General features: G+C 70.4%; 13 protein-coding genes. 10 read left to right on the top strand and 3 right to left on the bottom strand.

Going from position 1 to position 11,447, the window contains the following annotated elements:
• Positions 1–76: 76 nt before the first annotated feature.
• The 10 genes from Microterr_RS03315 to Microterr_RS03270 all read left to right on the top strand — a co-directional run bounded on the left by Microterr_RS03315 (position 77) and on the right by Microterr_RS03270 (position 9,763).
• Positions 77–418 (top strand): PTS sugar transporter subunit IIB, encoded by a 342-nt coding sequence (locus tag Microterr_RS03315; protein WP_263796151.1) that lies wholly within the window; start codon positions 77–79, stop codon positions 416–418.
• Positions 419–443: 25 nt separating this feature from the next.
• Positions 444–719, top strand: a complete 276-nt coding sequence (locus Microterr_RS03310) for an HPr family phosphocarrier protein (protein ID WP_263796152.1) — start codon at positions 444–446, stop codon at positions 717–719.
• A gap of 2 nt (positions 720–721) precedes the next feature.
• Positions 722–2,389 carry a phosphoenolpyruvate--protein phosphotransferase gene (ptsP, locus tag Microterr_RS03305; RefSeq protein ID WP_263796153.1) on the top strand — a complete coding sequence of 556 codons (1,668 nt, stop codon included), beginning with the start codon at positions 722–724 and terminating at the stop codon, positions 2,387–2,389.
• A 23-nt stretch (positions 2,390–2,412) separates the two neighbouring features.
• A complete protein-coding gene (locus Microterr_RS03300) occupies positions 2,413–3,999 on the top strand; it encodes a PTS mannitol transporter subunit IIBC (protein ID WP_263796154.1) in 1,587 nt (528 codons plus the stop codon).
• 78 nt (positions 4,000–4,077) lie between these two features.
• A complete protein-coding gene (locus Microterr_RS03295; protein ID WP_263796155.1) occupies positions 4,078–4,518 on the top strand; it encodes a PTS mannitol transporter subunit IIA in 441 nt (146 codons plus the stop codon).
• Positions 4,515–5,663 carry a mannitol-1-phosphate 5-dehydrogenase gene (locus tag Microterr_RS03290; RefSeq protein ID WP_263796156.1) on the top strand — a complete coding sequence of 383 codons (1,149 nt, stop codon included), beginning with the start codon at positions 4,515–4,517 and terminating at the stop codon, positions 5,661–5,663. Before Microterr_RS03295 ends, Microterr_RS03290 begins: the two co-directional genes overlap by 4 nt.
• 19 nt (positions 5,664–5,682) lie before the next feature.
• Positions 5,683–6,465: an alpha/beta hydrolase gene (locus Microterr_RS03285; RefSeq protein WP_263796157.1), complete on the top strand. Its 783-nt coding sequence runs from the start codon at positions 5,683–5,685 to the stop codon at positions 6,463–6,465.
• Between the two features lie 60 nt (positions 6,466–6,525).
• Entirely contained in the window at positions 6,526–7,842 is a 1,317-nt protein-coding gene (locus Microterr_RS03280) for a flavin-containing monooxygenase (protein ID WP_263796158.1), read from the top strand.
• On the top strand, positions 7,839–8,813 hold the full coding sequence (locus tag Microterr_RS03275; protein WP_263796159.1) for a bile acid:sodium symporter family protein: 975 nt from the start codon (positions 7,839–7,841) through the stop codon (positions 8,811–8,813). The genes Microterr_RS03280 and Microterr_RS03275 overlap by 4 nt, the downstream gene beginning before the upstream one ends.
• Positions 8,810–9,763 (top strand): SDR family oxidoreductase, encoded by a 954-nt coding sequence (locus Microterr_RS03270; RefSeq protein ID WP_263796160.1) that lies wholly within the window; start codon positions 8,810–8,812, stop codon positions 9,761–9,763. The genes Microterr_RS03275 and Microterr_RS03270 overlap by 4 nt, the downstream gene beginning before the upstream one ends.
• Before the next feature lie 26 nt (positions 9,764–9,789).
• Here the strand turns inward: Microterr_RS03270 and Microterr_RS03265 are convergent, their stop codons facing one another.
• The 3 genes from Microterr_RS03265 to Microterr_RS03255 are packed head-to-tail and all read right to left on the bottom strand — an operon-like array spanning position 9,790 to position 11,389.
• Positions 9,790–10,080 (bottom strand): DUF6510 family protein, encoded by a 291-nt coding sequence (locus Microterr_RS03265; RefSeq protein ID WP_263796161.1) that lies wholly within the window; start codon positions 10,078–10,080, stop codon positions 9,790–9,792.
• The gene (locus Microterr_RS03260) at positions 10,077–10,799 is read right to left on the bottom strand and encodes an FAD-binding oxidoreductase (protein ID WP_263796162.1); all 723 of its coding nucleotides are present in this window, start codon (positions 10,797–10,799) and stop codon (positions 10,077–10,079) included. The genes Microterr_RS03265 and Microterr_RS03260 overlap by 4 nt, the downstream gene beginning before the upstream one ends.
• Positions 10,796–11,389 carry a molybdopterin-dependent oxidoreductase gene (locus Microterr_RS03255; protein WP_263796163.1) on the bottom strand — a complete coding sequence of 198 codons (594 nt, stop codon included), beginning with the start codon at positions 11,387–11,389 and terminating at the stop codon, positions 10,796–10,798. The genes Microterr_RS03260 and Microterr_RS03255 overlap by 4 nt, the downstream gene beginning before the upstream one ends.
• Between the last annotated feature and the right edge of the window lie 58 nt (positions 11,390–11,447).

The raw sequence follows: 11,447 nt of genomic DNA, 5'->3' as shown, positions 1-11,447 counted from the left end.
TCCGCCCCGGCGGAAGGAGGGATGGTTGCCGCGGGCTCCCCCGGTCACCAGAATGGGCCGGAAGGAAGGCGGGTCGATGAGGATCCTGGTGGTCTGCGGAGCGGGAGCGTCCAGCACGTTCGTCGCTCAACGCGTCCGGCATGCCGCACACGATCAGGGTCTGGCCTACTCCGCCTTCGCCGGCACGGAGCTGTCGCTGCCGATCGACCTGGACGCCGCCGACGTCGTGCTGGTCGGCCCCCACATGTCGCATGCGCTGGAGCGCATCGAACGGGTGGCCTCGACCAGGGGCACGACCGTCGTCCTGCTGCCCGCCGATGTGTTCGACGACCTCGACGGCACGCGGACGCTGGCCCTCGTCCGCGACGCCCTCGCCGTGGCAGACGGTGCCGCTCAGACGACGAGGGACGCGCCATGATGCCCTCCCCACGAAAGGATCCCCCATGCCGACAGTGACCAGAACCGTGCGGATCGGCTCGGCGAACGGGCTCCATGCGCGACCCGCGAAGCTGTTCGCGCAGGCCGCGAAGGATTCCGGCATCCCCGTCACGATCGCGAAGGACGCCGGGGCTCCGGTGAACGCGGCGAGCATCCTCGGGGTCATCGCGCTGGGGATCGAGCGGGGCGACTACGTGACACTCACCGCCGACGGCGACAGTGCCGAGGCTACGTTGGATGTGCTGAGCGAACTGCTCAGCACTGACCATGACGCGGAGTGATGATGCCTGAACTGCGAGGAGTAGGAATCGGTCTGGGAGTAGCCCAGGGCGCGGTGGCGCGGATGGCGGAGCCGCTGCCGGCGCCGAGCGACGCGCCCAGCGAGATCGGCGCGGACGAGGAGCTCGCCCGCGTGCACGAGGCAGTCGCGGCGGTCGCCCGCGAGCTGGAGGCGCGCGGCGCGCAGGCGGGCGGCAAGGCCCGCGACGTGCTCGAGGCGCAGGCGATGATGGCAGAGGACCCCTCGCTCATCGACGGCGTCGACACCCGCGTGAAGCAGGGGAAGACGGGCGAGTGGGCCGTCGCCGACGCGTTCGCGTCGTTCCGCGACCAGCTCACCGCGATGGGCGGCTACCTCGGCGAGCGCGCGGCCGACCTCGACGACGTCGCGCAGCGCGTGATCGCGCACCTGCGCGGCGTACCGGCACCCGGCGTCCCCGACCCCGGTCATCCGTTCGTGCTCGTCGCGAAGGACCTCGCCCCCGCCGACACGGCGCTGCTCAACCTCGACCAGGTGCTGGCGCTGGTGACCAGCGACGGCGGACCCACCTCGCACACGGCGATCCTCGCCCGAGAGAAGTCGATCGTGGCCATCGTCGGCGTCGCCGACGCCGCCGGCCTCGCCGACGGCGATACCGTGATTGTGGACGCGGCGAAGGGGGTTGTGACGACCCAGCCGAGCGCCGACGAACTCGCTCAAGCCGAGAACCGGGCCGCGGCGCGCGCGGCGGCGACGTCTGCGCCGATCACGCCGGGCGCCCTCGCCGACGGCACGCCGGTGCCCCTGCTGGCGAACCTCGGGAACGCGGCGGGCGCGGCCCAGGCCGTCGAGCTCGGCGCAGAGGGCGTCGGCCTGTTCCGCACCGAGTTCCTCTTCCTCAGCTCCGCCAACGCCCCCACGGTCGAGCAGCAGCGGGCCGCGTACACCGAGCTGCTCCAGGCCTTCCCCGGCAAGAAGGTCGTGGTCCGGGTGCTCGACGCCGGCGCCGACAAGCCCCTCGCGTTCCTCAACGACGCGCACGAGGAGAATCCTGCGCTCGGCCTGCGCGGTATCCGCGCCCTCCGGGCCAGCGAGGACATCCTGCGCGAGCAGCTCACCGCGCTCGCCGAGGCCGACAAAGCCACCGACGCCGACCTCTGGGTGATGGCGCCGATGATCTCCACCGTCGAGGAGACCGAGTACTTCACCACGCTCGCGCGCGAGTACGGCGTGAAGACGGCCGGCGTCATGGTCGAGGTCCCCGCGGCGGCGCTGCTGGCCGACAAGGTGCTCGCGATCGCCGACTTCGCCTCGATCGGCACGAACGACCTCACCCAGTACACGTTCGCCGCCGACCGCCTGCTCGGCTCCGTCGCGGCCTTCCAGGACCCGTGGCACCCGGCGGTGCTGCGCCTCATCCACGAGACGGCTCTGGGCGGCAAGGCCAACGGCAAGCCGGTCGGGATCTGCGGCGAAGCCGCGGCCGATCCGCTCCTCGCGGTCGTGCTGGTCGGTCTCGGCGCCGCAACCCTGTCCATGGCCCCCACCGCTCTCGCGGACGTGAGGGCGACGCTGCTGCAGCACACTCTCGACGACGCCAGGCGCGTGGCAGAGGCTGCACTGTCCGCCGCAGACGCGGCATCCGCGCGAGAAGCGGCCAGAGCCGCCTCCTCGAACACCGACGCGGGATAGCCCGCAGAGAAAGTGAGAATGCAATGACAACGGCGTCAACGCCCACCACGGGCACCAACAGGGCGCGAGTCGGAGTTCAGCGCTTCGGCACGTTCCTGTCCGGCATGATCATGCCGAACATCCCCGCCCTGATCGCGTGGGGCATCGTGACGATGTTCTTCATCGAGGTGGGCTTCACTCCGGTCCCCGCGCTCGCGACGATCGTCGGACCGTTCATCCACTACCTGCTGCCCCTTCTCATCGCCTACACCGGCGGCGCCATCGTCTACGGCGTGCGCGGCGGCGTCGTCGCGTCCATCGGGACGTTCGGCGCGATCGCCGGATCCGACTACCTCATCGCCCAGTTCAACGAGCAGCTCCTCGCGAACGACCCCGACGCCTCGACGCTCGGCCAGGTGCACATGTTCATCGGCGCGATGATCATGGCGCCGCTGTGCGCGTACACCATGAAGTGGCTCGACTCGCTCTGGGACGGCAAGGTCAAGGCCGGCTTCGAGATGCTCGTCAACATGTTCTCGGCGGGCATCTGGGGCTTCGTGATGATGATCGTGGGCTTCTACCCGATCGCCTGGCTGGTCAACGGCATCATGCAGGTCCTCAGCACCGCGGTGAACTGGCTGGTGTCGATGAACCTGCTGCCCCTGACGAGCATCGTCATCGAGCCGGCGAAGGTGTTCTTCCTCAACAACGCGATCAACCACGGCGTGCTGACCCCGCTCGGTCTGCAGCAGGCCTCCGAGGAGGGTTCGTCGATCCTGTTCCTGCTCGAGGCCAACCCCGGCCCCGGTGTCGGACTCCTGCTCGCCTTCACGTTCTTCGGCATCGGCGCCGCGCGGGCGTCGGCTCCGGGCGCGGCCCTCATCCAGTTCGTCGGCGGCATCCACGAGGTGTACTTCCCGTACGCGCTCATGAAGCCGATGCTGATCCTGGCCCTGATCGCGGGCGGCGCCACCGGTGTCACCACGAACATGCTGCTCGGCGGCTCGCTCGCCGCGCCCGCGGCACCGGGGAGCATCATCGCCGTCACCGGGCAGGCGATCAATCCGGCGGCCGGCGGCGTTCCCAACCTGATGGTGGTGTACCTGTCGGTCCTCCTCTCCGCGACGGTGACGTTCCTCGTCTCCGCGGTCATCCTCCGCGCCTCCCGCAGGCGGGACCTCGAGGCGATGGCGGCCACCGACGACGCGTTCGGAGCGGCGATCACCCAGACCGAGGCGGTCAAGGGCAAGTCCTCCGGCCACCTCGAGAACCTGCGCGGCGGCGCGGCGACCCAGGCCGGCGGCGGCATCGGCGCTGCGACCCTGGCGCAGAAGGACATCAAGAACATCGTGTTCGCCTGCGACGCGGGCATGGGCTCGTCGGCGATGGGAGCGAGCGTGCTGCGCAACAAGATCAAGAAGGCGGGCGTCGAAGGCGTCACGGTGGTCAACAAGGCCATCGCGAACCTCGACGGCTCGGCGGACCTGGTCATCACGCAGAACCAACTCACCGATCGCGCAAGGGGTCAGGCGCCGAACGCGGTCCACGTGTCGGTCGACAACTTCATGAACTCGCCGAAGTACGACGAGGTCGTGGAACTGGTGGCCGACCAGCAGAACAGCGGCAAGTAGCCGCGCCCGACCGCTGCGGGGTCGGGCGGCGCGATGCCCCCGGCCCCGCGGCGCTTCATCACGACGGAAGGAAGTTCCATGGCACGCGACGTCTTCAGCATCGGTCAGGTGCGCATCCACTCGGGCAGCGTCGCCAAGGAGGACGCGATGAAGGAGGCGGCCGACATCCTCGAATCCGTCGGCGCGGTCACGAGCGCCTACTTCGACGCCATGCAGCAGCGCGAGATGGCCGTCTCCACCTACATGGGCAACGAGCTGGCCATCCCCCACGGCACCAACGAGACGAAGGCCACGATCCTCGAATCCGCGCTGTCGTTCGTGCGGTACGACGGCGGAGTCGACTGGGACGGCGAGCACGTCACCTTCGTCGTCGGCATCGCCGGCAAGGGCGACGAGCACCTCGAGATCCTCTCCCAGATCGCCATCCTGTTCTCGGAGATCGAGAACGTCGACCGGCTGAAGGCGGCGGACTCGCCCGACGAGCTGTTCGCGCTGGTGGCGGAGGCCGGCGTCTCATGAAGGCCGTCCACTTCGGCGCAGGCAACATCGGACGCGGCTTCGTGGGGCTGCTGCTGCACCAGGGCGGCTACGAGCTCGTGTTCTCGGACGTCGCGGCACCGCTCGTCGACGCGATCAACGCGGTCTCGTCGTACACCGTGCACGAAGTGGGCGAAGGCGGCGCCGATCACGAGGTCACCGGGTTCCGTGCGATCAACAGCGCGACAGACACCCAGGCGGTGGTCGATGAGATCGCCAGCGCGAACGTCGTGACGACGGCGGTGGGCCCCACCATCCTGAAGTTCGTGGCGCCCCACATCATCGCGGGGCTCGCGCTCCGCGAACCCGGTGCGCCGCCGCTGCAGATCATGGCGTGCGAGAACGCCATCAACGCCACCGACCTCCTCCGCGAGGAGATGATCGCGCAGGCGGGCGAGGCGTGGGACGCCCTCGCGGGGGGCGCGGTCTTCGCGAACACCGCGGTCGATCGCATCGTCCCCGCGCAGCCCGAGGGCGGCGGCGTGGACGTGACCGTGGAGCCGTTCTTCGAATGGGCCATCGAACGCCCTGCCTTCGGCGACGATCCGCCCCGCATCCCCGGCGCGCACTTCGTCGACGACCTCGCCCCGTACATCGAGCGGAAGCTCTTCACGGTGAACACCGGCCACGCCACCACGGCGTACTTCGGCGCGCAGGCGGGCGTCGAGAGGATCTCGGACGCCCTCGCCGACGACGCGATCGCGGCACGCGTCGCCGCCGCCCTCGAGGAGACCTCAGCGCTCCTCGCCGTCAAGCACGGGCTCGACCCGGCCGATCTCGCCGCCTACCGCAGCACGATCCTCGGTCGCTTCCGCAACCCGTCACTGCCTGACACCGTCTGGCGGGTGGGGCGTCAGCCGCTGCGCAAGCTCTCGCGTCATGAGCGCTTCGTGGGGCCTGCGGCGGAAGCCGCCGAGCGTGGGCTGCCCGTCGACGCGCTCGTCGCCGCGATGGGAGCCGCACTGGCCTTCGACGACCCGGAGGACCCGCAGTCCGTCGACCTGCAGCGCCTGCTCCGCGAGCAGGATGCGGCCGCATTCACCGCGGAGGTGACCGGCCTCGAGCCGGAGCACCCGCTGTTCGGTCGGATCGAAGCGGTCGTGGCACAGCGCCAGGCGTCGCTCTGAGAGACCATAGACTGCCCAGGTGAGTGAGAAGAGCGAGCGCAGCGAGTCGAAACGTCCCCGTCGCGGTCGCCGGATCCTCTGGTGGGTGCTCGGGTCGATCGGCGCTCTGATCGTCGTCGCGGCGGTCGGCATCGTGATCTGGAGCCAGGTCGGCGTCGCGGCGGCCGAGCCCGAGCCGCTGGCGGCCGTGAAGGCCGACGAGGCGATCACGATCACCGATGACAGCGCGGGCATCGTGCTCGCGCCGTCGAACGGCGCCTCCGAGGTGGGCCTGGTGTTCATCCCGGGCGGCAAGGTCGACGCGTGGGCGTACGCGTCGAAGCTGTCCGGTCTCGTCGCCGACGCCGACGTCACGGTCGTGATCACCAAGCCCTGGCTGAACCTGGCGTTCTTCGACCTCCGCGGTCTCGACACGTTCACCGCGCTCGCGCCGGACGTCGACGAATGGGCGGTCGGGGGGCACTCGCTCGGCGGCGTGCGGGCCTGCATGATGGCCGAGGACGCCGACGCGCTCGTGCTGTTCGCCTCGTACTGCTCGGGAGACATCGCCGAGAGCGGCCTGCCCGTGCTCAGCCTCGCCGGCAGCGAGGACGGCCTGTCCACCCCCGACAAGATCGCGGATGCGCGTCACCTCCTGCCGGAGGATGCCGCACTGGTCGAGATCGAAGGCGCCAGCCACTCGTCGTTCGGCGACTACGGCCTGCAGGCCGGCGACGGCACTCCCCGCATCCCCGACGACGAGATGATCGCGCAGATCACCGAGAACGCCGGCCCGTTCCTGGGCGACATCGCCAGCGGTTAGCATCGAGAGGTTGTCCGGGCAGTGGTGCCCGGCACGGACCATTCGGGAGCGCCGGAAGACATGCACGCACAGCGGTACGCCATCATCGGCGCCGGTCCCTCCGGCCTGTCGGCGGCCAGGGCCCTGCAGAAGGCGGGCATCGAGTTCGACGGGTTCGAGGCGTCGCGCGGCGTCGGCGGCCTCTGGGACATCGAGAACCCCCGCTCCACGATGTACGAGTCCGCGCACCTGATCTCCTCGCGCACCACCACAGAGTTCGCGGAGTTCCCGATGCGCTCGCGCGCCGACTACCCGAGCCATCGCGAGCTCATCCGCTACTTCCGCGAGTTCGCGGACCACTTCGGCCTGACCGAGCGCTTCCGCTTCGACACGAAGGTCACCGGGCTCGAGCCGGCGGAGGACGGGGGATGGATGCTGCGCGCCGCCCCGTCCGGAGGCGCCGGGGCCGCCGTCGAGCAGCGCTACGACGGCGTGATCCTCGCCAACGGGACGCTGGCCGAACCGAACGTTCCCGCGTTCCGCGGCGATTTCACCGGTGAGCTCCTGCACACCAGCGCCTACAAGAGCGCGGCGCAGCTCAGCGGCAAGCGCGTGCTCATCGTCGGCGCGGGCAACTCCGGCTGCGACATCGCCGTGGACGCCGTGCACCACGCCGCGTCGGTCGACATGAGCGTGCGGCGCGGGTACTACTTCGTTCCCCGCTACCTGTTCGGACGCCCGTCCGACACCCTCAACCAGGGCAGGCCGCTGCCGGCGCGGATCAAGCAGTTCATCGACAAGCGGGTGCTGCAGGCGTTCACCGGCGACCCGGTGCGCTTCGGCTTCCCCAAGCCCGACTACAAGATCTACGAGTCGCACCCGATCGTCAACACCCTGATCCTCAACCACCTGGGCCAGGGAGACCTGCGCGTGGTGCCGGATGTCGACCGGTTCGACGGCGACACGGTGCACTTCCGCGACGGCTCGCATGCGCAGTACGACACCGTGCTGCTGGCCACCGGGTACACGCTCGACTACCCCTTCGTGGCCCGCGAGGCGTTGAACTGGACCGGCTGGTCGCCGCGGCTCTACCTCAACGTGTTCCCGCCGTCGTTCAACGGGCTCTACGTGATGGGGATGATCGAGGCCTCCGGCATCGGCTGGCAGGGTCGCTACGAGCAGGCCGAGCTGATCGCCGCCTACCTGACCGCCACCCGGGCCGACCCGGCGGCGGCCGCCGCATTCCGCGCGCGGGTGAGCGGGCAGGAGTGGCCGGATCTGACCGGCGGGTACGACTACCTCGGGCTCGAGCGGATGTCGTACTACGTGAACAAGGACGCCTACCGCCGGTCTGTGCGGCAGGCGACCGCCGCCCTGTCGAAGGGAACGGCCGCGTGAGCGCCGAAGAGCTCGTCATCGACGACATCGTCCTGAACTTCAACCCCGGCTCGCTGGTGCTGCTGAACGTCGTGCTGGGGCTGATCATGCTCGGCATCGCCCTGGACACCTCGCCCGAGGACTTCAAGGTCGTCGCCCGCAAGCCCAAGCCCTTCGTCATCGCGATCCTCGCGCAGCTGCTGGTTCTGCCCGCGGTCACGTTCGCGCTCACGCTGGTCCTTCCCGTCACGCCCTCGATGGCCCTCGGGATGCTGCTGGTCGCGTGCTGTCCTCCCGGCAACATCTCCCAGGTGCTCACGCACCGCTCGGGCGGCAACGTCGCCCTGTCGGTGTCGATGACCGCGGTGAGCAACGTGATCTACATCTTCGCGCTGCCGCTCTCGATCGCGTTCTGGGGCTCGCTGCACCCGACCGCACGGCACCTCCTGGCCGCCGTCGAGCTGAACCCCTGGTCGATGCTGCTCGACATCCTGCTGATCATCGGCATCCCGTTCGCGATCGGGCTGTTCGTGCGCGCCCGGTTCCCGCGCTTCGCCGCGCGGGTCGAGAAGCCGGTCAAGTGGTTCTCGCTGCTCGCCCTCGTCGCCTTCATCGTCATCGCGCTCACGGGCAACTGGACGTACTTCGTCCAGTTCTTCGGCGTGATCATCCTGGTCGTGACCATCCACGACGCCGTCGCCCTCGCGATCGGCTACGGCACCGCCGTGGCCGGCGGCCTGGGCACGCGAGAGCGGAAGGCGATGACGTTCGAGGTCGGCATCCGCAACGCCGGTCTCGGCCTCGGGCTCGTCTTCACCTTCTTCGGCGGCCTCGGCGGCATGGCGATCGTGGCGGGCTGGTGGGGCATCTGGGACATCATCGCCGGCCTCATCGTGGCGTCGCTGTGGGCGGTGCGCACCCGCCGGGTCACCGGATCGGCGAAGGGCGACGCGAGCCGCCACGCGCGGGATGCGGTGGAGCCCGCCTCATGACCCGCGTGCTGGTCACCGGAGGCGCCGGGTTCCTCGGCTCGCACGTGGCGGCGGCGCTCGCGGCCCGGCCGGACGTCGAGCGGGTCGTGGCCGGCGATGTGCGGCGGCCCGAGCATCCCGTCGAGGGCGTCCACTACGACGACTGCGACGTCACCCGGTCGGCTGGTCTGGTCGAGCTGCTCGAGCGCCACGAGATCGACGTCGTCGTGCATCTGGCGGCGATCGTGAACCCCGGCCGCGACCGCGACCTGGAGTACCGGGTGGACGTCGACGGGTCGCGCCACATCCTCGACGCGTGCCTGGCCGCAGGCGTACGGCGGATCGTCGTGTCGTCGTCCGGCGCGGCGTACGGCTACCACCCCGACAACGCGGAGTGGCTGCGCGAGAGCGACCCGGTGCGCGGCAACGACGAGTTCGCGTATGCGCAGCACAAGCGCCTCGTCGAGGAGATGCTCGCGGAGGCGAGGACCCGGCATCCCGCGCTCGAGCAGGTGGTGTTCCGCATCGGGACGATCCTCGGCCCGACGGTGCGCAACCAGATCACGGCACTGTGGGACGGGCGGCGCATCCTCGCCGTCCGCGGCTCGGAATCGCCGTTCGTGTTCGTGTGGGTCGATGATGTGGCGGCGGCGATGGTGCGCGCGGCGACGGACGGTCCTCCCGGCATCTACAACGTCGCCGGCGACGGCCGCCTCACCGTGCAGGAGATCGCGGCACGGCTGGGCAAGCCGCTGCTGACGCTGCCCGCCGGCGTGCTCGGATTCGCCCTGCGGATCGGTCGGATGCTGCGCCTCACGGTGCACGGACCGGAACAGGTGCGGTTCCTCCGCTACCGCCCCGTGCTGGCGAACGATGCCCTGAAGCGCGACTTCGGCTTCACGCCCACCCGCACGAGCGCCGAGGCCTTCGAGGAGTATCTGGCCACGCATCCCGGCGTCGCCCTGCGCTGACCCGCTCCCGGGTCTCCTGCGCCGGGTCAGCGAGGGTCGGCGGGAACCTCGAAGCGCGCGAGCCCGGCGAGCACGACCGAGATGGCACCCTCCGCGCGGAGGACCGTGAGCAGCGTCCGGGTGCACCCGCGGCATCGGACGATCGCGGCGACCCGGTCGTCCTCGACCGTCGCTCCGCCCAGCGGTCCGGCAGCGCCGCAGTGGCCGCAGACGAGCACGATGCCGGATGCATCGACGGCGAACAGCCCGGCGAGCGGTCCGGCCAGCGCATTGCCGTCGACCAGGCGCACCGCGCCGGAGGGGACCCGATTCCTCATGCTCCACCGAACCTCTCCGTGCGCACGCGCTCGGGCGGCCAGCCCGCGCTCACCAGCATGTCCGCGACCGACTCGACGAACCCGGTGGGCCCGCAGACGAAGGCGCGCGGGTTCCGTTCGAGCGGCCAGGTCGCGGCCGCCACACCGGCCGGCGTCAGCCGGCCGGTGGGTCCGGTCCAGCCGGGCGGTCCGGAGCGGGTGTAGACCCACGTGACGTCGAGCCCCGCGTCGGCGAGCCCCTCGACCTCGGAACCGTAGAGGGCGTCGGCGGGACTGCGCACCGAGTACAGCAGGCGGAACGGCGCACCGTCCGGCATCGCTGCCCGCGCACGGGCCATGGCGACGAGGGGGACGACGCCCGAGCCGCCGGCGATCAGCTGCACCGGAGAGGGGTCGTCGGCGTCCCAGACGAAGTACGCGCCCAGCGGACCCTTCACCTCGAGCTGGTCACCTGGTTCGATGACGTCGACGAGGTACGGCGACACCTCTCCGTCCGGCACGCGGTCCACGCCCAGCTCGACGGTCGCGTCCGGCCCCCATGATCCGATCGAGTACGACCGCTCGGCCTGGTAGCCGTCCTCCGCCGTGAGCCGGATGTCCAGGTGCTGCCCCGGCAGGTTCCCCGGCCAGCCGGGCACCTCGAGGCGCAGCAGGCGCGCGTGGGAGGTGCTGGGGACCACGTCGGCGACCCGGGCCGGATGCCAGTCGCCGACGATCACCAGTAGCGCTCTTCGGTCCAGGGGTCGCCGTGCAGGTGGTAGCCGTTCTGCTCCCAGAAGCCCGGGTCGTCGTGCTTCTGCATCACGAGCCCGTTCACCCACTTCGCGGACTTCCAGAAGTAGAGATGCGGCACCAGCAGACGCGCCGGACCCCCGTGCTCGGGCGCGAGCGGAGCCCCGTCGAAGTCGAACGCGATCCACGCCTTCCCGCCGAGGAGGTCGGCCATCGCCAGATTCGTCGTGTATCCGCCGTAGGAATGCACCATCGCGTACGCGAAGTCGGTGTCCACAGCGGCGAACAGGGTGTCCAGCGACACACCCCGCCAGGAGGTGCCGAGCTTGGACCACCGGGTGACGCAGTGGATGTCGGTGCTGACGTCCTCCACCGGGAGGGCGGTGAACTGCTCCCACGTCCAGGTGGTCGTGGTGCCCTTCTCGGTGATGATGCGGAAGGTCCAGTCCGCGGTCGCGATGCGCGGGGTGGGACCGGCCGAGAGCACGGGGAAGTCCTCGGTCAGATACTGCCCTGGTGGCAGATTCGGGTCCGCCTCGCGCCGCCGCCCGCCGAACCCTCTCGAGAACACCGCCATGCCCGCTCCCCTCCGTGCCGATACCGCTCAGAATAGGGGCACCGCGGCCCGCAGGCGA

The organism is Microbacterium terricola (assembly GCF_027943945.1).
GTDB lineage: Bacteria > Actinomycetota > Actinomycetes > Actinomycetales > Microbacteriaceae > Microbacterium > Microbacterium terricola.
The sequence above is the reverse complement of the archived record's forward strand: the minus strand, read 5'-3'. Positions and strand labels throughout refer to the sequence as shown.

What these genes read in the sequence shown, in the direction of transcription:
- Microterr_RS03315 (WP_263796151.1), top strand. Translation starts at nt 77, where the DNA reads ATGAGGATCCTGGTGGTCTGCGGAGCGGGAGCGTCCAGCACGTTCGTC.
- Microterr_RS03310 (WP_263796152.1), top strand. Translation starts at nt 444, where the DNA reads ATGCCGACAGTGACCAGAACCGTGCGGATCGGCTCGGCGAACGGGCTC.
- ptsP (WP_263796153.1), top strand. Translation starts at nt 722, where the DNA reads ATGCCTGAACTGCGAGGAGTAGGAATCGGTCTGGGAGTAGCCCAGGGC.
- Microterr_RS03300 (WP_263796154.1), top strand. Translation starts at nt 2,413, where the DNA reads ATGACAACGGCGTCAACGCCCACCACGGGCACCAACAGGGCGCGAGTC.
- Microterr_RS03295 (WP_263796155.1), top strand. Translation starts at nt 4,078, where the DNA reads ATGGCACGCGACGTCTTCAGCATCGGTCAGGTGCGCATCCACTCGGGC.
- Microterr_RS03290 (WP_263796156.1), top strand. Translation starts at nt 4,515, where the DNA reads ATGAAGGCCGTCCACTTCGGCGCAGGCAACATCGGACGCGGCTTCGTG.
- Microterr_RS03280 (WP_263796158.1), top strand. Translation starts at nt 6,526, where the DNA reads ATGCACGCACAGCGGTACGCCATCATCGGCGCCGGTCCCTCCGGCCTG.
- Microterr_RS03270 (WP_263796160.1), top strand. Translation starts at nt 8,810, where the DNA reads ATGACCCGCGTGCTGGTCACCGGAGGCGCCGGGTTCCTCGGCTCGCAC.
- Microterr_RS03265 (WP_263796161.1), bottom strand. Translation starts at nt 10,080, where the DNA reads ATGAGGAATCGGGTCCCCTCCGGCGCGGTGCGCCTGGTCGACGGCAAT.
- Microterr_RS03255 (WP_263796163.1), bottom strand. Translation starts at nt 11,389, where the DNA reads ATGGCGGTGTTCTCGAGAGGGTTCGGCGGGCGGCGGCGCGAGGCGGAC.